The organism is Paraburkholderia tropica (genome assembly GCF_014171495.1).
Taxonomy (GTDB): domain Bacteria; phylum Pseudomonadota; class Gammaproteobacteria; order Burkholderiales; family Burkholderiaceae; genus Paraburkholderia; species Paraburkholderia tropica.
This window is the reverse complement of sequence record NZ_CP049136.1, coordinates 867,987-893,822: the sequence shown is the minus strand read 5'-3', so window position 1 is coordinate 893,822 and position 25,836 is coordinate 867,987. Positions and strand designations below refer to the sequence as shown.

Genomic DNA, 25,836 nt, shown 5'->3' with positions numbered 1-25,836 from the left:
ACCGAACGTGTGCGCAGCATGAGCGCCTCACGTTCGCGACACATTCACGACGGGAGACCTGCATGCTGACCATCCTCGGCGAGCGCCATCGCCTGCATCACGGCCGTAGCGAACTGATCGACGGCGAACTCAAGCCCTGTTTCGAAATGCCGAAGCGCGTCGATATCGTGCGCGCGCGGCTGGCCGAAGCCGGTTTCGACGAGACGATCGCGCCCGATGCGTTCGGCGTCGACGCGCTGCGCCGCGTGCACAGCGATGCGTATCTCGACTTCCTGCACGGCGCGTGGGGAGAATGGACCGCGCTGGGCCGCACGCACGACGCGCTGCCGACCATCTGGCCCGCGCGCGGTCTGCGCCGCGACCGCGCTCCGCACAGCATCGACGGCAAGCTCGGCTTCTATGCGATGGACGCGGGCGCGCCGATCACGGCGGGCACCTGGGACGCGGTCGAGGAGTCGGCGAATCTCGCGCTCACGGGCGCGCAGCGCGTGCACGACGGCGCACAGGCCGCGTTCGCGCTGTGCCGCCCGCCCGGCCATCACGCGGGCCGCGACGTGATGGGCGGCTACTGCTACCTCAACAACGCGGCGCTCGCCGCCGCGCACTGGCTCGCGCAAGGCGCGCGGCGCGTGGCGATTCTCGACATCGACTATCACCACGGCAACGGCACGCAGTCGATCTTCTACGATCGCGACGACGTGCTGTTTGCCTCGCTGCATGCCGACCCGCTGCTCGACTATCCGTATCTGCTCGGTCACGCGGATGAAACCGGACGCGGCGCGGGCGAAGGCTTCAATCTGAACTATCCGCTGCCGTGGGGGACGGATTGGAGCCGCTACGCGCAGGCGCTCGATCACGCGGGCGCGCGCATCGCGGGCTTCGGCCCCGACGCGCTCGTCGTCTCGCTGGGCGTCGACACCTTCGAGGGCGATCCGATCTCGCGTTTCAAGCTGAAATCAGCGGATTTTTCGCGTATCGGCGCGCGTATCGCCGGGCTCGGTCTGCCCACGCTGTTCGTGATGGAAGGCGGCTATGCGGTCGAAGAAATCGGTGTGAACGTGGTCAACGTGCTGGCCGGTTTCGAGGAGCACGCGCTCGCGCGGGCGGCGCGCTAGCACGCACGAGGGTTCCGGCAAGCGGCTCGGGGCGGGTATGATCGAATCCCGTGCAAAACTCTTGCCTGACCCGCCTATGAATTCTCCCGCCGAAGGTTCCTCGCCGCGCGCGTTGCGCGCGCTCACGCCGCTCGAAGCGCGCATCGTCGGCGTGCTGGTCGAGAAGCAGCATACGGTGCCCGACACCTATCCGCTCTCGCTGAACTCGCTCACCTCGGGCTGCAACCAGAAGACGGCGCGCGCGCCCGTGATGAACGTGAGCGAAGCCGAGGTGCTCAGCGCCATCGAAGACCTCAAGCACCTGAGCCTCGTGTTCGAAGGCAGCAGCAGCCGCGTGCCGCGCTTCGAGCACAACCTGAACCGCGTGCTCGGCGTGCCGACGCAGGCCGGCGCGCTCCTCACGGTGCTGCTGCTGCGCGGCGCGCAGACGGCCGCCGAACTGCGGCTGAACTCCGCGCGTCTACATGGTTTCGCCGATGTGTCGTCGGTGGAAGCGTTTCTCAGCGAACTCGCCGAACGCGAGCCGCCGCTCGTCGTCAAGCTGCCGCGCGCGCCCGGCGAGCGCGAGAGCCGCTGGATGCATCTGCTGTGCGGCGAAGTCAGTCTGAGCGTGCCCACGTCCTATGCGGGCGAGCGCGACAGCGTGGCGGAAGGCAGCGTTTCCTCCGAGGATTTCGAGGCGTTGCGCGCCGATCATCAGCGTCTCGCCGATGAAGTCGCGCGTCTGCAACAGCTCGTCGAGCGCATGGCCGGCGAACTCGGCATCGCAATCGACAAGCTGGAAGCGTCCGAGTAAGGCGGCAACGATAGCGCGCACGATGGATTCGATTTCCGGATCCACCGTGCTGCATCGTGCCACCTCGTATGAACCTCAGGCGGCACTCACTGCGCCTTGCGCGCCGCCTCGATAATCACGTCGGCCACTTGCTGCGGCTGACCCGCCATCGCCACGTGGCTCGCGTTCACGTGCGTCACCGTCGCGCCGATATGCGCCGCCATCTTCGCCTGCAATTGCGGGTCGATCATGCGGTCGTGCGTGGGAATCACGAAGTACGACGGACGGCCACGCCACGCGGCCTGATCCACCTTTTGATCGATGCAGCCCGAGAACCACGGCGCCTGCGTGGCCGCAATCAGGCGGCGCTGCGCGAGCGGCAAGTCCTGCGCGAAGTCGTCGAGCACCGCTTCGGTCGAGAGCGTCAGATAGCCCGCCGAATCCTTGCGCAGCGCATTCGCCCACACGGGCGGCGGCAGTCCCTTCGTGATGTCGCTGATCGACTGGCCGTCGTCGGGCGCGAACGCGGCCACGTAGACGAGCGCCTTCACCTTGTCGTCGTTACCGGCTTCGCTGATCACCACGCCCGCCCACGAATGGCCGACCAGCACCACCGGCCCAGTCTGCTGATCGATTACGCGCTTCGTTGCGGCCGCGTCGTCGGCGAGCGAACTGAGCGGATTCTGCACCGCCACCACATGCAGCCCGCGCGCTTCGAGCAGCGGGATCACCTTGTCCCAACTCGAACCGTCGGCGAATGCACCGTGCACGAGCACGACGTTCTTGCCTTGCAGATCGGCGGATGCGGCGGCTTGAGCCGCCGGTTGTGCGGCATGCGCGGCGGGCAAGGCGAAGAGTCCGCCCAGCAGACCGGCGAACGCGAGGGACTTGCGAAGAAGACGAAGCATCGTCTGACTCCGTGGAATGAGTGTGGAAAAGAGAGGAATGGTCGGCAGAACGCCGGGCGAAGGCGCGCGTGATTCAAGCGTGATTCAGGCTTGTTTCAAGCACGCGCCTCGCGACGGCCGGCGCATTAGGAGTGGGCGTAGATCGGTTCGAGGCCGACCTGATCCGCCTGCGCGCCGGAGAAGTCGTGCAGCGTCGCATGCGCGGGCTTGACGTGCGAGCCCGAAGCCGAGCTGCCGCTCGTCACGCCGCCGAACGAGGTCTGCACGGCGTTGGCATCGGCGTCATGCGAAGGCGCGTTGACGTGCGCGACGTCCTGGCTCGCGGCGATGCGCGCCAGCGCGGCCTGGAGGTGAACCGGATACTGGTTGTTATCGCTCGACTGGCGATAGCCGGCTTGCTGAAGCTGGACCAGTTCCGCGCGCACCTGGGCGCGGGTGAGGCCTTGCTGGGCCGGCTGGGCGGCGAACGAAAGCGCGGGAACGGCGACGACGGCGGCAGCAACGAGGGTACGAACGAGGTTCATGGTCAATCTCCAGTCGATGAGTGAGTGAGTCGGTCGGCGCACTGTTGTCTGTGTTCAACCTTGCGTTGGAGATATTTGAACCGCTGGACGTATCTGGCTTGTTTCCGTCGTCCCCCTTTATTGCAAGCGAGTTTTTCCCGCGGCGGCGCAGATACATTGCGGTACAAAACCGCGCGCCGCCGCGAGACGTTTCCGCTCAACTCCGCTCAACGATTGCTAACGAATCGCCGTTCGAACGCGCTCAGAACGTGTACGTGATCTTGCCGAACGCCGTGCGGCCCAGCGAGTTGTAGCCGTATGCGGTCGAGTAGTCGCGATTGAACAGGTTCGAGAGCGTGGCCGACAGCGCGAGATGCGCATTGATCTTGTACGTGGCGCGCAGATTGACCGTCGTGTACGAGGGCAGATACGTCGTGTTGTACTGGTCGTCGAAGGTCGAGCCACCGTAGAGCAGCGAAATGCCCGTGCTCAGCGCGTGCAGATGAAACGCGTCCCACGTGTGATCGACGCTCAGATTCACAGTCTGACGCGGACGCCGGTTCAACCAGGTCTGATCGCTCACGTCCTGCGGATTGAGCAGCCCCGCCGCGACGCTGACCAGCGTGTTCGCCCCAAGCGTGCCCTTGTACGAGAGATCGATGCCCTGAATATGCGCTCGGCCCACGTTGACGGGCAGGAAGGTCTGCGAATCGTAGGTGATGAGGTCGTGCACGCGCGTGTCGTAGAGCGCCGCCGTGAAGGTGCCGATCGACGTCGCCGCGTCGAGCGCCACTTCCACCGTGTCGCTGCGCTCGGGTTGCAGATTCGGATTCGCGTAGCCCGGATAGTAGAGGTCGTTGAAGGTCGGCAGACGGAACGCGTTGCCGTACGACACGCGCGCGGTATAGACCGGCGTGATCGCCCACGCGAGCGCCGCGTTGCCCGTGTTCACGCTTTGCCCCTGTACGATCTCGTGGCGCCCGGCGAGGAACAGCGTCCAGTCGCCGAGCGTCGCCGACTGATGCAGCGAGACGGCGGAATCGTTGCGCGCGGGCAGGCCGTCCGGCACATCGACGGGAAGATACGCCTGCTCGCGCGTGAAGTCGTACGCGAGCTTGGTCTCGCCCGAGAGCGCGTGACCGAACAGCGTGTGACCGGTTTCCTGATGCGTGATCGACGTCGACGTGCTCAGGCGCGTCGAATCGATTTCGTCGGTCGGCATGCCGGGGTCGTTCGCGTAGAGGAACTGGCGGTCGTACGCATAGCCGAACGACTGGTCGAACTGCGTGGTCGGCGTGATGTCGAGATGAAACGCCACGCCGGTCGTGAGCTGATGATCGCGCTGGCGATCCGCGTAGCCCGCGTTGTCGTACGAGAGATCCGAGCGGTGATAGAGCGCGAAGGTCGAGATCGACCAGTTCTCGCGCGCGTAGCCAAGACGCGCGTCCACGTCCTGCGCGTGATACGGATTGCGGCCGTCCTCGTGACCGTAGGCCCACGGCTTGGTCGCGTCGATGCCCGCGGTGTTGTAGTCGTGCAGACCGAGCGAATACGTGAGTCCGCCGAGCGCCGCGAGCGGCCCGCTCGACGGCACGGTGCCCGAGGTGCGCAGCTGCGTGTCGAAGGTCTTGTTCGAGCCGCCGCCGAATGACACCGTGGTCTGGTTCGGCTGATTCGAGGCGTGGCGCGTGAAGAGCTGCACGACGCCGCCCACCGCATCCGCGCCGAACGACGCCGCCGCCGGGCCGGAAATCACTTCCACGCGATCGAACGCCGAGGTCGGCAGATCGGCCCACGCGGCCGTGCCCGTGGTCGCCGAGCCCACGCGGATGCCGTCGATGAACACGGCCACCTGATTGGCCGCCGAGCCGCGAATGCTGACCGACGCCGTCGCGCCGGGACCGCCGCTCTGCGAAACGCTGACGCCCGGCAGCGTGGCGAGCGCCTGCGTGATGCTCGGGTCGATCGGGTCGAGCCGGTCGAGATCGGCGCGCGTGAGCACCTGCGTGCTGGCGTAACGCTGATCGAACGATTGCGGCAGATGCTGCGTGTCGCCAACCACGAGAATGTTCGGCAACGTGGCGTCGGCCTGGGTTGGTTCAGCGCTTTCTTCAGCACTTTGCGGTGACGTTTGCGCATAAGCGCCCTGCCAGGCGCAGGCCGCGACGGCGGACGCGAGAACGGTGGAAGCGAATTGACGATACTTCATGAGCAGACAGATCCAGAGGTCGAACTGTCCTTGCAACGGGCGGCCGCGCGGGCGGCGCGCGCGCATCGGGACACCCCGCCCTTTGCGGCTGCTTGGACCTCGGTCGATGGCAGGTCTCCTGGCTCGCGGGTCGTCGCCCGATGCCGGCCTTCCCGGTTTCCCAGTGGCCCTCGCTGGCATGGACTCGCCGCTCACAGTTGCGGGGACAGCCGCAGACTTCCGGCGCGCGCGCCGTTACTGCGTTCCCTTTTGATCCCGTCGCCGGGAACCATCAGCGCGCGAGCGTAAAGGCGGCGCGTTCCGCGCGTCAACCTCCGGCGCGCCGGGCGATGCGAAAAAACGTCAGATGCGACTCGCCGCCCGCATCGCTCATTCGAGCGGAAAGCCCTGCCTGAAGGTCTGACGCAGAAAATCGGCGAACAGCGTCACCGCGCGCGGCACATGCGCGCCATAGGGCCGCACCACGTGCAACTGCGACGCGAACGCCCCCACCGGCCGCCACGCCGGCAGCAGCACGACGAGCTTGCCCGCCTGCAACGCGGCCTGCGCGCTGAAATCGGGCAGCAGCGCAATGCCCAGATTTTCGAGCGCGGCGTCGCGCAGCGCCTCGCTGTTATTGGCCGACACCGGCCCGTTCACGGTCACGTTCACGCGCGACTGCTCGGCGCGCCGCCCGGCTTTTTCGAACGACCACGCGCCCGACCCGAGCGTGCGCGGATAGTAAAGACAGTCGTGCTGCGCGAGATCGGCGGGCGTTTGCGGCGTGCCGCGCAGCTTCAGATACGCGCGCGTGGCGACGATCACCGAACGCGTGTCGCAGAGCTTGAACGCCACATGCGTTTCCGGCACCTGCGCGCTGTGGCGGATCGCGAGATCGAAACCCTCGCTCGCGATCGACGTGAGCCGGTCGGACAATTCGAGCTGCACGCGCACCTCGGGATTCGCGCGCGCGAACTGCGCGAGACGCGGCACCAGTTGCTGACGCGCGAAGGCCACGGGCGCGGTCACGCGCACCGTGCCGCGCGCGACGTCGGCCATTTCGCGCACGCTCGCGAAACTCGTGGCGATGCGCTCGAACTGCGCGCGCGTGTCCTCCACGAGCCGCCGCCCCGCTTCCGTGAAGCGCACGCTGCGCGTGGTGCGCTGCACCAGCGCGACGCCCGCCACGCGTTCCAGTTCGGCGATCCGCTGGCTCATCGCGGCTTTGCTCACGCCGAGCCGCGCAGCGGCCGCCGTATAACTGCCCTGCGCCGCCAGCACGTTCAGCCAGTGCAAATGGGTCCAGAGCGCTTCGACGTTCTGCGTATCCACGAAATGACTCCCGCCCCGAATCCTCAAAGATGCGCCGATGATAGCACCGCGCCCGCGTATCTTTCAGCGCTGCGCATGGCGATTGTTCACGCTGGAAAACAATCAATTCAGCCTGCGTGGCTGTGCAGACGCCTGCCGCCTCCGTACACTGGCCGTCATAGTGATGATCAACCGATGCTCAATCGATACTCAATCGATACCCAACTTCGAGGAGATGACATGCAGCCCTTTACCGATTCCGCGGACGTAGTCAACTACATCGGCGGCAAGCGCGAACGCGGCGCGGGCGACCGCACGCAATCCGTCTTCAATCCGGCGACCGGCGCCGCCGCGCGCCGTCTGGTGCTGGGCGAAGTCGCCGACGTCGACGCCGCCGTGGCGAGCGCGAAAGCCGCGTTCCCGGCCTGGCGCGACACGCCGCCGATCCGCCGCGCGCGCGTCATGCTGCGCTTCCTCGAACTGATGAACCGCCACAAGGACGAACTCGCGGCGATCATCACCGCCGAGCACGGCAAGGTGTTCGCCGACGCGCAAGGCGAAGTCGCCCGCGGCATCGACGTGATCGAATTCGCCTGCGGCATTCCGCAACTGCTCAAGGGCGACTACACCGAGCAGGTTTCCACGGGCATGGACAACTGGACCGTGCGCCAACCACTGGGCGTGGTCGCGGGCATCACGCCGTTCAATTTCCCGTGCATGGTGCCGTGCTGGATGTTCCCGGTCGCGCTCGCGGCGGGCTGCACCTTCGTGCTCAAGCCGAGCGAACGCGATCCGTCGGCCGCGCTGTTCATGGCGCGTCTGCTGACCGAAGCGGGCCTGCCCGATGGCGTGTTCAACGTCGTGCAGGGCGACAAGATCGTGGTCGACGCACTGATCGCGCATCGCGACGTGAAGGCCGTGAGCTTCGTCGGCAGCACGCCCATCGCGAACTACATCTACGAAACCGGCGCGAAGCACGGCAAGCGCGTGCAGGCGCTGGGCGGCGCGAAGAACCACATGGTCGTGATGCCCGACGCCGATCTCGACCAGGCCGTCGATGCGCTGATCGGCGCGGCCTACGGTTCGGCGGGCGAGCGCTGCATGGCGATCTCGGTGGCGGTGCTGGTCGGCGATGTCGCCGACAAGATCGTGCCCCGTCTGGCCGAGCGCGCACGCACGCTCAAGGTGAAGAACGGCATGGAAGCCGACGCCGAAATGGGCCCGATCGTCACGAAACAGGCGCTGGAACGCATCGAAGGCTATATCGCCACGGGCATCGAGGAAGGCGCGAAGCTCGTCGTGGACGGCCGCGGCCTCACGGTGCCGGGTCACGAAAACGGCTTCTTCACCGGCGGCACGCTGTTCGACGACGTCACGCCTGACATGCGCATCTACAAGGAAGAGATTTTCGGCCCGGTGCTCGCCTGCGTGCGGGTGAAGGACTTCTCCGAAGCCGTGCAGCTGATCAACGACCACGAGTTCGGCAACGGCGTGGCCTGCTTCACGCGCGACGGCAACGTGGCGCGCGAATTCGGCCGCCAGATCGAAGTGGGCATGGTGGGCATCAACGTGCCGATTCCGGTGCCGATGGCGTGGCACGGTTTCGGCGGCTGGAAACGCAGCCTGTTCGGCGACATGCACGCGTATGGCGAGGAAGGCGTGCGCTTCTACACCAAGCAGAAGTCGATCATGCAGCGCTGGCCGGAAAGCACCGAAAAGGGTGCGGAATTCACGATGCCGGTCGCGAAGTGATGCATTGATCCGAACGCGATATCGTTTTTAAATAATTCGGATATCGAATCAATTATCAGCCGCGCCGCCGTTCCGCTTCTTGCGGACGGCGGCGCGGTTTTTTTGCGTGCGTGCATTTCCACGTTCACCACGTTCGCCGCGCGCGCGATCCACCCATGTCGCGCGCCGCATCGCCGCACGCACGTCCGGCGCACGCGCACGCCAATTCCGGTACCGTCGTACTGATTTTTTCCGCAGACGTTCGACGGTGCGCTTCGTTGCCCCTGCAATCGACCGCCATCGTGCGAACCCGCACGACGGAGGACCGCACGATGCCCGATCAGCCGCCTGCCGCCGCCGCGCCGCGCGCGTGGCACAACGTCGATGCCGATCAGGCGCTCGCCGATCTCGGCACCACGCCCGAAGGTCTCGACGACGCCGAAGTGGCGCGCCGCCGCGCGCGCTACGGCGAGAACCGTCTGCTGCCGCCCAAACGCCGCGGCCCGCTGCTGCGCCTCGCGCTGCAATTCCACAACGTGCTGATCTACGTCATGCTCGCGGGCGCGCTCGTCACGGCCGTGCTGCGGCATTGGCTCGACACCTGCGTGCTGCTCGCGGCGGTGCTCGTCAACGTGGCCATCGGTTTCATTCAGGAAGGCAAGGCCGAATCGGCGCTCGAAGCGATCCGCTCGATGCTCTCGCCGCACGCCACCGCGATTCGCCACGGCGAGCGCGTGACCGTCGACGCCACGCAGCTCTTGCCTGGCGACATCGTCGTGCTCGCATCGGGCGACCGCGTGCCCGCCGACCTGCGGCTGATCGCCGTGCGCGAACTGCGCGTGGACGAAGCGGCGCTCACCGGCGAGTCGCTGCCCGTCGATAAACAGACCGCGAGCGTCGACGCCGCCGCGCCGCTCGGCGACCGCTGGGGCATGGCATATTCGGGTACGCTGGTGGTGTACGGCCAGGCGCGCGGCGTGGTCGTGGCCACGGGCGCGGACACCGAGATCGGCCACATCAACCGCATGCTCGCCGATGTCGATACGATGGCCACGCCGCTGCTGCGCCAGATCGACCGCTTCGGCCGCGTGCTCGCCGTCGTGATCCTCGCGCTGGGCGCGCTCACCTTCGCGCTCGGCACGCTGTGGCGCGGCGAAAGCGCGAGCGACATGTTCCTGATCGTCGTCGCGCTGGTCGCCTCCGGCATTCCGGAAGGCCTGCCCGCGATCATGACGATCATCCTCGCGCTCGGCGTGCAGCGCATGGCGCGGCACCACGCCATCGTGCGTCGCCTGCCCGCCGCGGAAGCGCTCGGCGCAGTCAACGTCGTCTGCTCCGACAAGACCGGCACGCTCACGCGCAACGAGATGACCGTGCAGCGCGTAGTGTGCGCGCGCGACGTGATCGACGTGAGCGGCGTGGGCTACGCGCCCGAAGGCGCCTTCACGATCGATCAACACGCGTTCGACGCCGCGCAATGGCCCGCGCGCTGCCCCGAACTCGCGCTCGCGGTGCGCGCGGGCGTGCTCTGCAACGACGCGCAGATGCGTCGCGACGAAGCGGGCCTGTGGCACGTCGAAGGCGATCCCACCGAAGGCGCGCTGCTGGTGCTCGGCGCGAAGGCGGGCATCGCGCACGAACCGCAGGCGCGCGCGGGCACGCCGTGGGCGCGCCGCGACAGCATTCCGTTCGAGTCGCAGCATCGCTTCATGGCGAGCTGGAACACGGACGCCGAAGGCCACGCATGGATCTTCGTGAAAGGCGCGCCCGAACGCCTCTTCGACATGTGCGCGACGCAACTCGCGCACGGCGTGGAAGAACGCATCGATCCCGACTACTGGCGGCGCATGCAGACCGACCTCGGCGCGCAGGGCTTGCGCGTGCTCGCGCTCGCGTACCGGCGCGGCGCGCCCGCGCACAACACGCTCGATTTCGACGCTGTCGCGCAGGGCTTCACGCTGCTCGCGCTCGCGGGCATCATCGACCCGCCGCGCGACGAGGCGATCCAGGCCGTGGCCGACTGCCATCGCGCGGGCATCCGCGTGAAGATGATCACCGGCGATCACGCGGAAACCGCGCGCGCGATCGGCGCGCAACTGGCGATCGGCGTGGGCAAGCCGGCCGTTACGGGCGCGGAGGTCGCGCTGATGGACGATGCGGAACTGCGCCGCGTGGCGCTCGATATCGACGTGTTCGCGCGCGCGAGTCCCGAGCACAAGCTGCGTCTGGTCGAAGCCTTGCAGCAGGACGGCCAGGTGGTGGCGATGACCGGCGACGGCGTGAACGACGCGCCCGCGCTCAAGCGCGCGGACGTGGGCGTGGCGATGGGCGCGAAAGGCACCGAAGCGGCCAAGGAAGCCGCCGACATGGTGCTCGCCGACGACAACTTCGCCACCATCGCGCGCGCCGTGCGCGAAGGCCGCGCCGTCTACGACAACCTCAAGAAGTTCATCCTGTTCACGCTGCCGACCAACGGCGGCGAAGCGCTCGTCGTGCTCGCGGGCGCGCTCACGGGTCTGGGCATTCCGCTCACGCCCGCGCAGGTGCTGTGGGTCAACATGGTGACGGCGAGCACGCTCGGCATCGCGCTCGCGTTCGAGCGCGCCGAACCGGGTATCATGCGCCGCAAGCCGCGCGCGCCCGGCGAATCGTTGCTCTCGGGCTTCTTTATGTGGCGCGTGGCGATGGTCTCGGTGTTGATGATGATCGGCGCGTTCGGCCTGTTTTACTGGGAGTTGAGCGCGGGCACCGGGATCGAGCGCGCACGCACGATCGCCGTGAATGCGGTGGTGATGTCCGAGATGCTCTACCTCATCAACAGCCGCTCGATCTTCCACTCCGTGCTGAGCTGGCAGGGGCTCACCGGCAACCGTTACGCGCTGCTCGCGATTGGCGCGTGCGCGCTGATGCAGATCGCGTTCACGTATGCGCCCTTCATGCAGCATCTGTTCGGCTCGGCGGCGCTCGTCCCGCAGGAATGGCTCAAGGTGCTGGGCGCGGGGCTCGTGGTGTTTCTCGGCGCGGAACTGGAGAAGTGGGTCGTGCGCACGAGCGGGCTGGCGCGACGGCTCGGCGGTGAGGAATGAGCCGGGCGGCTTACCTGGGTTACGCGATAGCCGCTGGCGACGCTTGCCACGCCGCCAGCACCTTCTGCCCCACGGCCGCGAAGATGTCGATGGCCGGCAGCAATTCGCGCCCGAGATCGGTCAGCACGTATTCGGCCGACGGCGGCGAACTGTCGAGCTTGTGTTTCGCGACGAGCCCGCGCGTCTCCAGTTCGCGCAGACGCACGCTGAGCACGCGCGCCGAAATGCCCGGCAAATCGCGGCGCAATTCGCCGAACCGGCGCGCCTGGTCGCGCAACTGCCAGATCACGTTCAATGCCCATGCGCCGCGCAAAAAACCCAGCGCGTCGGTCACCTGACACGCGGGCGGCGCGGGTGCCCTGTTCTTGCGGACCGCCAAACCCATCGTCGATCGTCCTCGTCAAACGGTAACTGCGGAGTAACCGGATTATATCGGCGCACTTGCCACATCGCCGCGCCGTGCCGCTACCATGCGTAGCGCGGACCGTGTGGCCCGCGACCGTTTTCACTCCAGTCAGGAACCGACATGAAGCTCTATTACTCGCCGGGTGCGTGCTCGCTTGCCGCCCATATCGTCGCGCGCGAATGCGGCATTCCCATCGCACTCGAAAAAGTCGACCTGGCGACGAAACGCACGCAAAGCGGCGTCGACTTCTTCAACATCAATCCGAAGGGCAACGTGCCCACACTCGAACTCGACGACGGGACGATCCTGACCGAAGGCCCCGCCATCCTCCAGTTTCTCGCGGACAGTGCGCCCGAAGCCGAACTCGCGCCGGCCCATGAATCGATGGCGCGCTACCGCTTGCAGGAGTGGCTCGCGTTCATCAATTCCGATGTGCACAAGAGTTATTCGCCGCTGTTCAATCCGGCGACGCCCGCCGAGGTTCGCGCGGAACGGCAAGCCGCGCTCGGCAAATATTATGCGTGGCTCGAAGAGATCCTGACGCCGCAGGCCTGGCTGCTCGGCAATCACTTCTCGGCCGCCGACGCCTATCTGTTCACGGTGACGAACTGGGCGCCGCACGTCGGCGTCGATCTTTCGCATCTGCCCGCGCTCACGGCGTTTCAGCAGCGCGTCGCAAGCCGGCCGCACGTTCGCGCCGCGCTCGTCGCCGAAGGTCTCGTGGGCGGGTGAGTACGCTGCACGCGGCACGCCGTGCGTTCGCACCCGCCGCCGCACCACGTAGTGATGCACCGGCAAGCCGACCGTCGCACGAAACAGCGCCTTGAAATGCGGCGTGCTGAGTTCCGCCAGCGCTTCGAGTTCCGCGATCAACGCCCAGGCGAGATGCGGCAGACGCGCGTACGCGACATCGCCGCGCGCGAGTTGCCGCACGAGCCATGGACGCCCGCGCTAAAGCTCGCCGGACTCAGCGACGCGCACGCGCGTCTGATCACCGATCTCTACGACGTGCACAACGCGGGGAAAATCGACGTGGAATTCGGTCAGCCCGAGCGGCGCTCCGGCACGACCGAGTTGATGGAAGTGTTCGCGCCACTCGTCGCGAAGCTGCGCGGGGCGCGGCGGTTGCATCAGGATAAAAGCGTCAGGCAGAAAGCGCCGGGCTCGACGCCCGACGCCGCGCGCGCTGATTTCACGCGCCCTGCTGCGCCACCGCCGCGGCCAGCGCGAGCAGTTGCTGCGCGCGCAGGATCACGGGGCGGTCGACCATCTTGCCGTCGACGGTAATCGCGCCCGCCTGCGCCTCGCGCGCAGCTTGCGCCACGCGTGCGGCCCACGCGAGTTCCGCTTCGCTCGGGCGATAGCAGCGGTGCACGGCGTCGATCTGCTTCGGATGAATGCAGAGCTTGGCGCCGAAGCCGAGCCGCTTGCCGTTGAGCGCGTCGGCCTCGATGCGCGCGAGATCCTGAATGTCGGGCGTCACGCCATCGACCGGCGCGTCGATGCCCGCCACGCGCGAGATCAGCGCCAGTTGCGAGCGATAGTGATTGAGCGGCTCGCCGTCGTCGGGCATGCCCATTTCGGCGATGAAGTCGAGCGTGCCGAACATCAAGCGCTTCACGAACGGCGCGCGCGCGACGTCCATCGCGTTCCACATGCCGAGCGCGCTTTCGATCAGCGGAAACACCGGCACGCGGCGGCGCGCGAGCGCGACAGTCGCGCTTACGTCGGTGCCGTGTTCGGCTTTCGGCAGCACGATGCCCGCGACGCCGTCGAGCGCGCCAAGTTTCGCATCGGCCTCGAACCACGGCGTGGCGCGGCCATTGATGCGCACCAGCACGGGATGGCGGCGCGAGACCCAGTTCGCGATGTTCTCGCGCGCCGCGTCCTTCGCGGCGGGCTCGACTGCATCTTCGAGGTCGATGATGACCGCGTCCGCGCCGCTCTCGAGCGCGCGTTCGAAACGCTCGGGGCGGCTGCCCGGCACGAACAGGAACGATTGCGGCGAGAACGCGGCTTTGGCGGCGTCGTCGCGGACGGGCGTCGCGGTGTTGGGCTCAAAGTGCATCGGCAAGCTCCGGCACGGCCGCGAACAGATCGCCGACGAGACCGTAATCGGCTACGGTGAAAATCGGCGCTTCCTCGTCCTTGTTGATCGCGACGATCACCTTCGAATCTTTCATGCCCGCGAGATGTTGAATCGCGCCTGAAATGCCGATGGCGACGTAAAGCTGCGGCGCGACGATCTTGCCGGTTTGGCCGACCTGATAATCGTTCGGCACGTAGCCTGCGTCCACCGCCGCGCGCGATGCGCCGAGTGCTGCGTTGAGTTTGTCCGCGAGCGGTTCAAGCACTTTGGTGTAGTTTTCGCCGCTGCCCAGACCGCGACCGCCTGACACGATAATCTTTGCGCTGGTGAGTTCGGGGCGATCAAGTTTCGTGACTTCGCGATTGACGAATTGCGCTTTGCCGTTATCCGCTGCCGCTTCGATTTTTTCTACCGATGCGTTGCCGCCTTCCGCAGCGATGGCATCGAATGCGGTGGTGCGAACGGTGATGACTTTCACCGGATCAGCCGATTGCACGGTCGCAATCGCATTGCCAGCGTAAATCGGACGCTCGAACGTATCGGCGTTTTCAACCGCAGTGATATCGCTGATCTGCGCAACGTCGAGCTTGGCGGCAATACGCGGCGTAACGTTTTTACCGCTTGCAGTAGCAGGCGCGAGAATATGCGAGTAGTTCTTCGCAATCGAAAGCACCGTCGCTTCGACGTTTTCCGCGAGACTGTGTTCGAGTTGCGGCGCATCGGCGAGGAGCACCTTCGAAACGCCGACGATTTTCGCCGCTGCATCCGCAGCCGCTTTCGCGTTGTGGCCAGCAATCAGCACATGCACATCGCCGCCAATTTTCTGCGCCGCTGCAATCGTGTTCAGCGTTGCGGCTTTAATCGACTCATTGTCGTGTTCTGCAATTACCAGGTTCGTCATTTTCGATTCGCTCCTCACAGCACCGTGGCTTCGGTCTTCAGCTTTTCGACCAGCGTTTTCACGTCAGGCACTTTCACGCCTGCGCTGCGCTTGGGCGGTTCCGAAACTTTCAGCGTCTTCAAACGCGGAGCGACATCCACGCCGAGATCTTCCGGCGTGATCGTTTCGAGCGGCTTCTTCTTCGCCTTCATGATGTTCGGCAGCGTGACGTAGCGCGGCTCGTTCAAACGCAAATCCGTCGTCACGACAGCGGGCAATGTCAACGCCAAGGTTTCCGCGCCGCCATCGACTTCACGCGCCACCGTCGCCTTGCCATCCGCAACCGTGATTTTCGAAGCAAACGTCGCTTGCGGCAGATCCGCCAAAGCGGCAAGCATCTGACCGGTCTGATTCGAATCGTCGTCGATAGCTTGTTTGCCGAGAATCACCAGCGAAGGCTGCTCTTTATCGACGAGCGCTTTCAAAAGCTTCGCGACAGCCAGCGGTTGCAATTCCTCATTCGACTCGATCAACACCGCACGATCCGCACCAATCGCCAGCGCCGTGCGCAGCGTCTCCTGCGCTTGCAAAACGCCCGCCGAAACCGCAATCACTTCGGTCGCGATGCCCGCTTCTTTCAGGCGCACCGCTTCCTCGACCGCGATTTCATCGAACGGATTCATCGACATCTTGACGTTCGCGACATCCACGCCCGTGCCGTCCGACTTCACACGAACCTTCACGTTGTAATCGACCACGCGTTTGACCGGCACCACGATTTTCACTTTCGATCTCCTCCATTGCATCATTCGAATTGCACGATTGACGCATTACACGTGGGATCAGCGAAATCGGCCACTATCGATTAACTCTACCGGTCATAGCCCAGACCTATTGGCGAGGTCTCAACGCGGTTTCAACCCCGCAACTCGCGGCGCAGAATCTTGCCCGTCACGGTCTTCGGCAACTCGTCGATGATCGTCACGATGCGCGGATATTTATACGCCGCCATGCGTTCCTTGCAGTATGCGGCCAGCTCGTCGGGCGTCACGTTCGCGCCCGGCTTGAGACTCACCACGGCCTTCACGGTCTCGCCGCGATAACTGTCCGGCACGCCCACCACGGCCGCCTCGCGCACGGCCGGATGCGTGTACAGCACGTCCTCCACTTCGCGCGGCCAGACCTTGTAACCGCCCGCGTTGATCATGTCCTTCTTGCGATCCACGAGATAGAACCAGCCCTGCGCATCCATGAAGCCCACGTCGCCGGTGCGGAAGTAACCGTCGACGATCGCCTTCGCGCTTTCCTGCGGCTTGTTCCAGTAGCCGGGCACGATCATCGGCCCGCGCGAAATGATCTCGCCCACTTCGCCCGCCGGCAGCGGCTGACCCGCATCGTCGCCGATATACGACTCCACGTTGAACGCCGGCACGCCGATGGCCAGCGTGCCCGACGCGGCATCGACGGGCGCTTCGCTGCCGACCGGCACGACGTGCGTGGGGGAATTCGTTTCGGTCAGACCGTAGCCGTTGTGGATGTAGTGGCCGAAGCGCGAACGGAACGCTTCGATCACGCTCGGCGGAATCGGCGCGCCGCCCGAATAGATGCGGCGCAGCGAGGCGAAGTGTTCGCGCGTTGCGCGCGGATGATTCATCAGCGCGATAAACACCGTAATCGCGCCGATGGTGAACTCCGGCTTGTGTTCGGCGATGGCGTCGAGCAGCACACCCGGTTCGAAGCGGAACGCCAGCACGAGCGGCGCGGCGCAGATGAAGGCCGCGCCCACATGGCCGACCAGCCCGGTGATATGAAAGAGCGGCGCGACGCCGAGCAGCGGCGCGCCTTCGCGCAAGCCCACCCAGTCGCGATAGACCTGCGCGTTGAAGGCCACGTTGCCGTGCGTGTTCATCGCGCCCTTCGGCACGCCCGTGGTGCCCGAGGTGTAGACGAGCATGGCGACGTCGTCGCTGTGGAGGTCGATCGCGGGCGGCGTCTGGCCGCGATACGCGTCGATGACGGTGCGGAAGTCTTCGGCGTCGTCGCGCGGTTGAGTTTCGCGCGCGCGGTCCATGCCCGCGAACAGGCGCTCGTCGTGGCGTTGCTGATAATCGAGCGCCGAAGTCGTCATCACCTGCGGGTGCACGCGCGCACTCGCCGCGATCTCGCCGTTCGCCACGCGCGCGTCTTCTTCGGCCAGCAGCGGATGCACCACCTCGTCGTGCAGCGTGCCATGACACACGAGCAGACGCGCGCCCGAATCCGCGAGCAGCACGCGCAATTCGCGCGCACGATTCATCGGATTGACCGGCACCGCAATCGCGCCGAGTTTCCACGCGGCCACCAGCGCGATCACGAATTGCGGCACGTTCTGCAGATAGATCGCCACGCGCTCGCCGCGCGCGACGCCGCGTTCGCGCCACGCGCAGGCGAGCGCGTCCGATTGCGCATCGAGTTCGGCGTAGGTGAGCGCGCCGTCGAAATACAGCAGCGCGGACCGCTCGGGCGCGCGCGCCACAGCCGCGCGAAAGAGACTCAGGGCATCGCCGTATTGCGGGTCGATGGTGGCCGCGTGACCCGCCGCGTAATGCGCGAGCCACGGTTTGCTTTCATAGGGCGTCATGAGCGCTCCAGCAATTCCAGCAAGAAAACGGCCGCCGTGCAGCGATTTTTCAACGCGACACGACGGCATCGCGGCGCCGCGCAGGCGGACCGGTTCTCAATCAATCGACGAAAGATGCCGCAGCGGAAGCGATGCAGGCGATGCTACGCCTACTTCACCACCACCGGATTCACCGGCGCGCCGCTGCCGTTCACCACTTTCAGCGGCGCGGCGGTGTAGAGGAAATTCCACTGGCCGTCTTCGGCGCAATCGGCGGCGAGCGGATCGAGTTGCGCGATTTCGGTGAGCGTCACGCCCAGATTGCGCATCAGCGCGTTGTGCAGCGGCAGCGCCACGCCCGAAACGGGATCGACGGTGACTTCGTTTGCAATCGTGTCGGTGACGAGATTCGGGATCTCCATGCGATGGAACCACTCGACGAGTTCACGGCTGTACGTGAGCCCCGGCTCGACGAAGTTCTGATAGAACTCGGCCTGATCGCGCTCGTAGAACGAACCGATCCAGCCCGTGCGGATCACCAGAATGTCGCGCTTTTCGATCTGTACGCCCTGCGCCTTCGCAGCCGCGAGCAGGTCTTCGTGCGTGAAGGTTTCGCCCGGATCGAGCACGGCCTTGCCGCGATGGCGCGCCATGTCGATCAGCACGCCGCGCCCCACCACGCCGCGCTCGGCGATCGGCAGCACGCTCGCTTTTTCCAGCCCGCCGATGGTCGACTTCGCGTCGTAGCCGTTCCAGAGCTGATCGTCGTACCAGACGTGGCCGAGCGCGTCGTACTGCGTCGAGCCTTGCAGATACATGATCATCATGTCGTCGGCGTATTCGGCGAGCCCCGGAAACAGCGGGCCTTTCCCGCACAGGTAATGGCCCTTGTCCATCACGTTCATGCGGCGCGCCTGCGAACGCCCCGGCCAGACCGGATCGCCCTTCGGATGCCCCATCTGGATCTGCAGCGTGAAGGTCTTGCCCGATCGCACCGACGCCACGCCACGCAACACCTCGGCCTGCGTCAGATAGTTGAGCGAGCCCACTTCGTCGTCGCTGCCCCACTTGCCCCAATTCTTCGGCGAATCCTGCAGCAGTTCGGCCACTTCCGGAACGTTCTTCGACTCCATGCGCTGTCTCCTTTCCTCTCACACGTTGATGGGTGATGCAGATGGAACGACGCGAACGCGGTGCGCGTTCGGGGTATCGAAATAAATCGCACGACCGTGCGGTAAAGTCAACCGGGAAAAACAGCAGGCGCAGAAAAGTGCGTTCCTGCACATCATGGACGGTCGGCGACCTCTCTCTCCCGCGCGGCGCGCTGAATCACCGATTCAGGGTTGTGTCGTTTCCGCGCCGCGATTCAATGCGCATTGCAAACCGGCGCACCTGGGTGCGTTCCGCGAGGCTTTCCATGAACGAACGCGAGTATCTGGACGATCTGCATCGAAAGTGGGCGCACGCCTGGCCCGCCGATGCGCCGCGCGAGCCGCAGTATCCGCTCGGCCAGCGGCCTTTGACGGCCTATCTGCGCGAGTGGGCGCGTCGCGCGCCGCAACGTCCCGCCGTGCACTTCTATGGCCGCACGCTCAGCTACGGCGAACTCGACCGCCTGAGCGACCGTTGCGCGGCGCTGCTTGCGTCGCTCGGCGTGCAGCGCGGCGACCGCGTCGCCGTCTTCATGCCCAACTGTCCGCAGATGCACGTGGCGTTCTACGGCATCCTCAAGCTCGGCGCCGTGCATGCGCCCGTGAGCCCGCTCTCGAAGGCGCTCGAACTTGGTTATCAGCTCAAGGACAGCGGCGCGCGCGTGGTGATCTGCGCCGATCAGCTGCTGTCCGTGGTCGATCAGGTGCGCGACGAGTGCGCGTTGCGCGAGGTGATCGCGACCAGCGTGGGCGAGATGCGCGGCGCGCAATCGGCGGTGCCGCTGCCCGATATCGTGCTCGCGCCCAAGGTGACGAGCGCTCGCGCCATCGACTTCCTGCCCGCGCTCGAAGCGGCCAACGGCCCGGTGCCCGACGACGAACCGCAACTCGACGACATCGCCGCACTCAACTACACGGGCGGCACGACGGGCTTGCCGAAGGGCTGCATCCACACGCACGGCGACATGCTCTACACCTGCGCGAGCTTCACGCCGGTCGCGCTGCACGCCGACGAGCACACCGTCTTCCTCAACTTCCTGCCCGAGTTCTGGATCGCGGGCGAAAACGCGGGCCTGCTGTTTCCGGTATTCGCGGGCGCCGCGCTCGTGCTGCTCGCGCGCTGGGACGCGCTCGCCTGGATGCGCGCCGTGCAGCACTATCGCGTGACGCATTGCGGCATGCTCGTCGACAGCGTCGCCGACGTGCTCGATCAACCGACCGTGCGCGACTTCGATTACGGCTCGCTGCAACGCGTGGGCGCGATCTCGTTCATCAAGAAGCTCACGCCCGATTACCGCCGCCGCTGGCGCGAACTCACGGGCTGCACGCTCTACGAATTCGCGTACGGCATGACCGAGACGCACACCTGCGACACCTTCACGCTCGGCCTTCAGGACGACGACCGCGACCTGCGCGCGCAGCCGACCTTCGTCGGTCTGCCGGTGCCGGGCACCGAATTCAAGGTCTGCGATTTCGCGAGCGGCGCGCTGCTGCCGCCGGGCGGCGAAGGCGAACTGTGCGTGCGCTCGCCGTCGCTGTTCAAAGGCTACTGGCAGCGCGAGGCGGCCAGCGCCGACGCGCTGCACGACGGCTGGCTGCATACCGGCGACCTCGCCACGATCACCGAAGAAGGCTTCATCCGCTATCTCGGACGGCGCAAGGAAATGCTCAAGGTGAACGGCATGAGCGTATTTCCGAGCGAACTCGAAGCGCTGCTCGGCCAGCATCCGGCGATTGCGGGCAGCGCGGTGATCGGCAAGGCGGACGCCGCGCGCGGTCAGCAGCCGGTTGCCTTCGTCGTGCTCAAACCGGGCAGCGAAGCGAGCGGCGACGAACTCGCCGCGTGGTGCCGCGCCTCGATGGCCGTCTACAAGGTGCCGGAAATCCGCGTGATCGACGCATTGCCGATGACCGCGACCGGCAAGGTCAGAAAACAGGAACTGGACAAGCTGCTGTGACGAACTCCGCCTCCCCTGCTCCCCACGCTGCGCTGCGCTCACTGCTGATCGCCAATCGCGGCGAGATTGCCGTGCGCATCGCGCGCGCCGCCGCCGAAGCGAATCTGCGCAGCGTCGCGGTCTATGCCGAAGACGACGCGCAGTCGCTGCACGTGCGCCGCGCCGACCTCGCCGTGCCGCTCGCCGGACGCGGCGCCGCCGCGTATCTCGACATCGCGCAACTGGTCGAGGCCGCGCGCGCGAACGGCTGCGACGCCGTGCATCCCGGCTACGGTTTCCTGAGCGAAAGCGCCGAATTCGCACGCGCCTGCGCGGCGACCGGTTTGCGCTTCGTCGGGCCGTCGCCGCTCGTGCTGGACACTTTCGGCGACAAAGCCCGCGCGCGCGAACTCGCGACGCGCTGCGGCGTGCCGCTCGCGGCGGGCAGCAATCGCGCGGCCACGCTCGACGAAGCGCGCGCCCTGCTCGCCGAACACGGCGCGATCATGGTGAAGGCCCTCGCGGGCGGCGGCGGACGCGGCATGCGCGCCGTGCGCGACGCGGCCAGTCTCGCCGACGCCTGGGCGCGCTGCGAATCGGAAGCGCGCGCGGCCTTCGGCAACGGCGCGCTGTACGTCGAACGGTTGATCGAGCACGCGCGTCATGTGGAAGTGCAGATCGTCGGCGACGGCACGCACGCGAGCCATCTCTGGGAGCGCGATTGCAGTCTGCAACGGCGTCATCAGAAGGTGATCGAGATCGCGCCCGCGCCGCATCTGGACGGCACGCTGCGGCGCAAGATCATCGACGCGGCGCTCACGCTCGCGCGCGCCGTGCAGTATCGCGGCATCGGCACGTTCGAATTTCTCGTCGATACCGCGCGCGGCGACTTCGTGTTCATGGAGGCGAATCCGCGCGTGCAGGTCGAGCATTGCGTGACGGAGGCCGTCACCGGCGTCGATCTCGTCCGCACGCAGTTGCGCCTCGCCGAAGGCGCGACGCTCGCCGACCTCCGGCTGCAAGATCCGCCGCCGGTGCGCGGCTTCGCGGTGCAGGCGCGCGTCAATCTGGAAACGATGCAGGCCGACGGCAGCGCGCGCGCGGCGGGCGGCACGCTGAGCGCCTACGAGCCGCCGAGCGGCGCGGGACTGCGCGTGGACGGCTACGGCTATGCGGGCTACACGACGAGCCCGAGCTACGACTCGCTGCTCGCGAAAGTGATCGCGCACGCCGACGACTTCGCGGGCGCGCTGCGCCGCGCGTATCGCGGCCTGTGCGAGTTCCGGCTCGAAGGCGTGGCGAACACGCTGCCGTTTCTGCAGACGGTGTTGCAGCGCCCCGAACTGCCGGGCTATGACATCGATACGCGCTTCATCGAACGTCATATCGGCGAACTGATCGCGTCGGGCGGGCAGGCGCACCCGCAGCTGCATTTCCGCGCCGATCAGCCGGGCGGCGCGCATTCGCCATCCAACATCGATGCACAAAGCGCAGATAGCGCGCCGCCAGGCTGCGTGCCGCTCGTCGCGCCGAGCCAGGGCGTGCTGGTGAGCCTCGACGTGCAGCCCGGCGACGCTGTCGCCGTCGGCCAGCAAGTCGCCGTGCTCGAAGCGATGAAGATGGAGTTCGTCGTGCAGGCCACGCAAAGCGGCATCGTGCGCGCGCTCGCGCTCGAACCGGGCGGCAGCGTGTTCGAAGGCGCGCCGCTGCTGTTCATCGAACCCGCCGAGGTGGCCGCGGCCGGCATCGAGACCGAAGCGAGCCGCGACCTCGCGCACATTCGCGCCGACCTCGCCGAAGTGCTCGAACGCCATGCGCTCACGCGCGACGAACGCCGTCCGCACGCGGTCGCGAAGCGGCGCAAGACCGGCCAGCGCACCGCGCGCGAAAATCTCGACGATCTGCTCGACGCCGACAGCTTCGTCGAATACGGCGCGCTTGCGCTCGCGGCGCAACGCGGCCGCCGTCCGCTCGACGATCTCATCGCGCAGAGTCCCGCCGACGGCCTGATCGCCGGCATCGGCACCGTGAACGCCGCGCGCTTCGGCGCGCAGGCCGCGCGCTGCATGGCGATCGCCTATGACTACACGGTGTTCGCGGGCACGCAGGGCATGATGAGCCACAAGAAAACCGACCGCATGCTGCAACTCGCGGAGCAATGGCGGCTGCCGCTCGTGCTGTTCGCGGAGGGCGGCGGCGGGCGTCCCGGCGACACCGACCATGTGGGCGTCGCGGGCCTCGACTGCCGCACCTTCGCGAGCATGGCGCGGCTCTCGGGCCAGGTGCCGCTCGTCGGCGTGGTGTCGGGACGCTGCTTCGCGGGCAATGCGGCGCTGCTCGGCTGCTGCGATGTGATCATCGCCACGCGCAACGCGAGCATCGGCATGGCCGGTCCGGCGATGATCGAAGGCGGCGGCCTCGGCAAGTTTTCGCCCGAGGAAGTGGGCCCGACCAGCGTGCAGTCGCCCAACGGCGTGATCGATATTCTGGTCGACGACGAAGCAGCCGCCGTGCGCGTCGCGAAGCAGTATCTCTCGTATTTTCAGGGGCCGTTTGCGTCATTCGCACAGGAAGGCGATGGCGATTGCGCCGATCAGCGGCTGCTGCGCGAGGCGATTCCGGAGAACCGGCTGCGCGTCTACGACATCCGCCGCGTGATCGACACGCTCGCCGACACCGGCTCCGTGCTCGAACTGCGTCGCGACTTTGCGCCGGGCCTCATCACCGCGTTCGTGCGCATCGAAGGCAAGCCGTTCGGATTGCTCGCCAACAATCCGATGCATCTGGGCGGCGCGATCGACGCGCAGGCGGGCGACAAGGCCGCGCGCTTCATGCAGTTGTGCGACACCTTCGGCATCCCGCTGGTCTCGCTGTGCGACACGCCCGGTTTCATGGTCGGCCCCGATTCGGAAAAGCAGGCCACGGTGCGCCACGTATCGCGCATGTTCGTCGCGGGCGCGAGCCTGCGTGTGCCGTTTTTCACCGTCGTGCTGCGCAAGGGCTACGGGCTGGGCGCGCAGGCGATGGCGGCGGGCAGCTTCCACGCGCCGCTGTTCACCATCGCGTGGCCGAGCGGCGAGTTCGGCGCGATGGGGCTCGAAGGCGCGGTGCGGCTCGGCTACGCCAAGGAACTCGCGGCCATCGACGATCCCGCCGAACGGCAAGCGCTGTTCGAACGCATGGTCGCCGACGCGTATCGCAACGGCAAGGCCATCAACATGGCGAGTTTCCTCGAAATCGACGGCGTGATCGATCCCGCCGACACGCGCCGCTGGCTCATGCGCGGACTCAACGCGAGCCCGCCGCCCGCGAACGGTTCGACGGCGGCGGCGCACGACGCGAAGCGGCGTTTCGTCGATACGTGGTGACGCGCGAATCTTCACTCAAGGAGCAAGGGCAATGAATCCAGGCAGTAAAGTAGACGCAGCAGGCGCAGAGAGCGGCGAAGGACTCGTGCAGATCGCCATCGCGGACGGCGTCGCCGACGTGCGGCTCAATCGCGCGGAAAAGATGAACGCGCTGAACCCCGGCCTGTTCGCGGCGCTCATCGCCGCGGGCGAGCGGCTCGCGAGCGAAGCCGATCTGCGCGCCGTCGTGCTCTCGGGCAACGGCAAGGCGTTTTGCGCGGGCCTCGACATGCAAAGCATGGCCGCGCTCGCGCAGACCACGCGCACGACGCCCATCGCCGTGCGCACGCGCGGGCTGAGCAACGACTTCCAGTACATCTGCACGCTCTGGCGCGAGCTGCCGGTGCCGGTGATCGCGGCCGTGCATGGCGTGGCGTTCGGCGGCGGGCTGCAACTCGCGCTGGGCGCGGACATGCGCTACGTGACGCCCGACGCGCGGCTCTCCGTGATGGAAATGAAGTGGGGCCTCGTGCCCGATATGGGCGGCATGGTGCTCACGCGCGACCTCGTGCGCGACGACCGTCTGCGCGAGCTGATCTATACGGCGCGTGTGGTGGCAGGACCGGAGGCCGTCGAGATCGGTCTCGCCACGCGCGTGAGCGACGATCCGCTTGCGCTCGCTTTGCAAACGGCGCGCGAGATCGCGCAGAAAAGCCCCGACGCGATCCGCGCCGCGAAGCGTCTGTTGCACGTGGCCTCGCGCGGCGACGCGGCAGCCACGCTGATCGCCGAATCGGTCGAGCAGGATGCGCTGATCGGCGGCGCGAATCAGCGTGAAGCCGTGCTCGCGAACGTCGAGCAACGCGCGCCGCGCTTCGTCGCGGCCACGCCGCATCGCGTGGAGGAACCGTCATGAACGCACCGCAATTGCCGCAATTCGAAACGCTGCGCTACGCGGTCGAGGACGGCATCGCCACGATCACGCTGCATCGGCCGGAAAAACTCAACGCATTCACCGCGACGATGATGCAGGAGCTGATCGCCGCCTTCGACGCTACCGACGCCGACGACGCCGTGCGCTGCGTGATCGTCACCGGGTCGGGACGCGCGTTCTGCGCGGGCGCGGACCTGTCCTCGGGCGGCGAAACCTTCGACTACGCGAAACGCCTCGGCACGAGCGTGGACACCGTGCATCGCGACGGCGGTGGCCGCGTCGCGCTGCGCATCTTCCGCAGCCTCAAGCCGGTGATCGGCGCGATCAACGGCGCGGCGGTCGGCATCGGCGTGACCATGCAGTTGCCGATGGACATCCGCCTCGCGTCCGCCGACGCGAAATTCGGCTTCGTGTTCGGGCGGCGCGGCATCACGCCCGAAGCGGCTTCGTCGTGGTTTCTGTCGCGCGTGGTGGGCATCTCGTCGGCGCTCGAATGGTGTTTCACAGGACGCGTGTTCAGCGCGCAGGAAGCGCTGGCGCGCGGGCTCGTGCGCTCCGTTCACGCCGCGGAGGACCTGCTGCCCGCGGCCTACGCGCTCGCCCGCGAGATCGCCGACAACGTCGCGCCGGTGTCCGCCGCCATTGCGCGGCAGATGATCTGGCGCATGGCGGGCGCGCAGCATCCGATGGAAGCGCACCGCCTCGACAGCCGCGCGATCCAGTCGCGCGGGCGCTCGGCGGATGCGGCCGAAGGCGTGAGCGCGTTCCTCGACAAGCGCGCGGCGGCGTTCCCCAACCGCGTCTCCACCGACATGCCGGACTTCTTCGACTGGCAGAGCGAGCCGCCGTTTATCTGATCGATGCGGCCTGCCGTGC

19 protein-coding genes and 1 riboswitch are annotated in these 25,836 nt (G+C 66.7%); of the genes, 9 read left to right on the top strand and 10 right to left on the bottom strand.

The annotated features are described in order from the left end of the window. Positions 1-62 precede the first annotated feature (62 nt). Both G5S35_RS27515 and G5S35_RS27510 read left to right on the top strand, forming a co-directional pair. Positions 63-1,115 (top strand): histone deacetylase family protein, encoded by a 1,053-nt coding sequence (locus G5S35_RS27515; protein WP_183039515.1) that lies wholly within the window; start codon positions 63-65, stop codon positions 1,113-1,115. A 76-nt stretch (positions 1,116-1,191) separates the two neighbouring features. Beyond that, on the top strand, positions 1,192-1,911 hold the full coding sequence (locus G5S35_RS27510) for a YceH family protein (protein WP_183039514.1): 720 nt from the start codon (positions 1,192-1,194) through the stop codon (positions 1,909-1,911). A gap of 86 nt (positions 1,912-1,997) precedes the next feature. On the opposite strand, the gene G5S35_RS27505 is transcribed toward G5S35_RS27510, so the two are convergent. The 4 genes from G5S35_RS27505 to G5S35_RS27490 form a co-directional block, all read right to left on the bottom strand. Continuing rightward, positions 1,998-2,798: an alpha/beta fold hydrolase gene (locus G5S35_RS27505; RefSeq protein ID WP_110328807.1), complete on the bottom strand. Its 801-nt coding sequence runs from the start codon at positions 2,796-2,798 to the stop codon at positions 1,998-2,000. A 125-nt stretch (positions 2,799-2,923) separates the two neighbouring features. After that, positions 2,924-3,322, bottom strand: coding sequence for a DUF4148 domain-containing protein (locus G5S35_RS27500; RefSeq protein ID WP_074986962.1), 399 nt, complete (start codon positions 3,320-3,322; stop codon positions 2,924-2,926). Between the two features lie 241 nt (positions 3,323-3,563). Beyond that, the gene (locus G5S35_RS27495; RefSeq protein ID WP_183039513.1) at positions 3,564-5,510 is read right to left on the bottom strand and encodes a TonB-dependent receptor domain-containing protein; all 1,947 of its coding nucleotides are present in this window, start codon (positions 5,508-5,510) and stop codon (positions 3,564-3,566) included. Positions 5,511-5,601: 91 nt separating this feature from the next. Further along, positions 5,602-5,799: riboswitch (cobalamin riboswitch) on the bottom strand. 80 nt (positions 5,800-5,879) lie between these two features. Continuing rightward, positions 5,880-6,821, bottom strand: a complete 942-nt coding sequence (locus G5S35_RS27490) for a LysR family transcriptional regulator (RefSeq protein ID WP_176082088.1) — start codon at positions 6,819-6,821, stop codon at positions 5,880-5,882. A 219-nt stretch (positions 6,822-7,040) separates the two neighbouring features. Here G5S35_RS27490 and G5S35_RS27485 point away from each other — a divergent pair, with 219 nt between their 5' ends. After that, positions 7,041-8,552: a CoA-acylating methylmalonate-semialdehyde dehydrogenase gene (locus G5S35_RS27485; RefSeq protein WP_110328809.1), complete on the top strand. Its 1,512-nt coding sequence runs from the start codon at positions 7,041-7,043 to the stop codon at positions 8,550-8,552. Between the two features lie 311 nt (positions 8,553-8,863). Beyond that, positions 8,864-11,617, top strand: coding sequence for a cation-transporting P-type ATPase (locus G5S35_RS27480; protein WP_183039512.1), 2,754 nt, complete (start codon positions 8,864-8,866; stop codon positions 11,615-11,617). Positions 11,618-11,636: 19 nt separating this feature from the next. Here G5S35_RS27480 and G5S35_RS27475 read toward each other — a convergent pair whose 3' ends face one another. Then, complete coding sequence (locus G5S35_RS27475; RefSeq protein ID WP_065058621.1) at positions 11,637-12,002, bottom strand: winged helix-turn-helix transcriptional regulator; 366 nt, start codon at positions 12,000-12,002, stop codon at positions 11,637-11,639. Between the two features lie 141 nt (positions 12,003-12,143). On the opposite strand from G5S35_RS27475, the gene gstA reads away from it, so the two are divergent. Next, positions 12,144-12,755 (top strand): glutathione transferase GstA, encoded by a 612-nt coding sequence (gene gstA / locus G5S35_RS27470; protein WP_183039511.1) that lies wholly within the window; start codon positions 12,144-12,146, stop codon positions 12,753-12,755. Positions 12,756-13,215: 460 nt separating this feature from the next. Here gstA and G5S35_RS27465 read toward each other — a convergent pair whose 3' ends face one another. The 5 genes from G5S35_RS27465 to G5S35_RS27445 all read right to left on the bottom strand — a co-directional run bounded on the left by G5S35_RS27465 (position 13,216) and on the right by G5S35_RS27445 (position 18,724). After that, a complete protein-coding gene (locus G5S35_RS27465) occupies positions 13,216-14,091 on the bottom strand; it encodes an HpcH/HpaI aldolase/citrate lyase family protein (protein ID WP_080180888.1) in 876 nt (291 codons plus the stop codon). Then, positions 14,081-15,013, bottom strand: a complete 933-nt coding sequence (locus G5S35_RS27460; RefSeq protein WP_183039510.1) for an electron transfer flavoprotein subunit alpha/FixB family protein — start codon at positions 15,011-15,013, stop codon at positions 14,081-14,083. The genes G5S35_RS27465 and G5S35_RS27460 overlap by 11 nt, the downstream gene beginning before the upstream one ends. Positions 15,014-15,027: 14 nt before the next feature. Next, positions 15,028-15,777 (bottom strand): electron transfer flavoprotein subunit beta/FixA family protein, encoded by a 750-nt coding sequence (locus tag G5S35_RS27455; RefSeq protein ID WP_183039509.1) that lies wholly within the window; start codon positions 15,775-15,777, stop codon positions 15,028-15,030. Between the two features lie 131 nt (positions 15,778-15,908). After that, entirely contained in the window at positions 15,909-17,612 is a 1,704-nt protein-coding gene (locus tag G5S35_RS27450) for a class I adenylate-forming enzyme family protein (RefSeq protein ID WP_183039508.1), read from the bottom strand. A 149-nt stretch (positions 17,613-17,761) separates the two neighbouring features. Continuing rightward, a complete protein-coding gene (locus G5S35_RS27445; protein ID WP_074981784.1) occupies positions 17,762-18,724 on the bottom strand; it encodes a cyclase family protein in 963 nt (320 codons plus the stop codon). Positions 18,725-19,008: 284 nt separating this feature from the next. Here G5S35_RS27445 and G5S35_RS27440 point away from each other — a divergent pair, with 284 nt between their 5' ends. Genes G5S35_RS27440 through G5S35_RS27425 form a run of 4 tightly spaced genes read left to right on the top strand, consistent with a single transcriptional unit; the run spans position 19,009 to position 25,817 of the window. Then, positions 19,009-20,700: an AMP-binding protein gene (locus G5S35_RS27440; protein WP_183039507.1), complete on the top strand. Its 1,692-nt coding sequence runs from the start codon at positions 19,009-19,011 to the stop codon at positions 20,698-20,700. Further along, complete coding sequence (locus G5S35_RS27435; RefSeq protein ID WP_237181480.1) at positions 20,697-24,047, top strand: acetyl-CoA carboxylase family protein; 3,351 nt, start codon at positions 20,697-20,699, stop codon at positions 24,045-24,047. The genes G5S35_RS27440 and G5S35_RS27435 overlap by 4 nt, the downstream gene beginning before the upstream one ends. Positions 24,048-24,078: 31 nt before the next feature. Further along, entirely contained in the window at positions 24,079-24,942 is an 864-nt protein-coding gene (locus G5S35_RS27430) for a crotonase/enoyl-CoA hydratase family protein (RefSeq protein WP_074981788.1), read from the top strand. Continuing rightward, positions 24,939-25,817, top strand: coding sequence for a crotonase/enoyl-CoA hydratase family protein (locus G5S35_RS27425; protein ID WP_074981789.1), 879 nt, complete (start codon positions 24,939-24,941; stop codon positions 25,815-25,817). The genes G5S35_RS27430 and G5S35_RS27425 overlap by 4 nt, the downstream gene beginning before the upstream one ends. The last annotated feature ends 19 nt before the right edge of the window (positions 25,818-25,836 follow it).

Coding starts and splice junctions, on each gene's coding strand:
- G5S35_RS27515 (WP_183039515.1), top strand. CDS start 63: ATGCTGACCATCCTCGGCGAGCGCCATCGCCTGCATCACGGCCGTAGC.
- G5S35_RS27510 (WP_183039514.1), top strand. CDS start 1,192: ATGAATTCTCCCGCCGAAGGTTCCTCGCCGCGCGCGTTGCGCGCGCTC.
- G5S35_RS27505 (WP_110328807.1), bottom strand. CDS start 2,798: ATGCTTCGTCTTCTTCGCAAGTCCCTCGCGTTCGCCGGTCTGCTGGGC.
- G5S35_RS27500 (WP_074986962.1), bottom strand. CDS start 3,322: ATGAACCTCGTTCGTACCCTCGTTGCTGCCGCCGTCGTCGCCGTTCCC.
- G5S35_RS27495 (WP_183039513.1), bottom strand. CDS start 5,510: ATGAAGTATCGTCAATTCGCTTCCACCGTTCTCGCGTCCGCCGTCGCG.
- G5S35_RS27485 (WP_110328809.1), top strand. CDS start 7,041: ATGCAGCCCTTTACCGATTCCGCGGACGTAGTCAACTACATCGGCGGC.
- G5S35_RS27480 (WP_183039512.1), top strand. CDS start 8,864: ATGCCCGATCAGCCGCCTGCCGCCGCCGCGCCGCGCGCGTGGCACAAC.
- G5S35_RS27475 (WP_065058621.1), bottom strand. CDS start 12,002: ATGGGTTTGGCGGTCCGCAAGAACAGGGCACCCGCGCCGCCCGCGTGT.
- gstA (WP_183039511.1), top strand. CDS start 12,144: ATGAAGCTCTATTACTCGCCGGGTGCGTGCTCGCTTGCCGCCCATATC.
- G5S35_RS27465 (WP_080180888.1), bottom strand. CDS start 14,091: ATGCACTTTGAGCCCAACACCGCGACGCCCGTCCGCGACGACGCCGCC.
- G5S35_RS27460 (WP_183039510.1), bottom strand. CDS start 15,013: ATGACGAACCTGGTAATTGCAGAACACGACAATGAGTCGATTAAAGCC.
- G5S35_RS27450 (WP_183039508.1), bottom strand. CDS start 17,612: ATGACGCCCTATGAAAGCAAACCGTGGCTCGCGCATTACGCGGCGGGT.
- G5S35_RS27445 (WP_074981784.1), bottom strand. CDS start 18,724: ATGGAGTCGAAGAACGTTCCGGAAGTGGCCGAACTGCTGCAGGATTCG.
- G5S35_RS27440 (WP_183039507.1), top strand. CDS start 19,009: ATGAACGAACGCGAGTATCTGGACGATCTGCATCGAAAGTGGGCGCAC.
- G5S35_RS27430 (WP_074981788.1), top strand. CDS start 24,079: ATGAATCCAGGCAGTAAAGTAGACGCAGCAGGCGCAGAGAGCGGCGAA.
- G5S35_RS27425 (WP_074981789.1), top strand. CDS start 24,939: ATGAACGCACCGCAATTGCCGCAATTCGAAACGCTGCGCTACGCGGTC.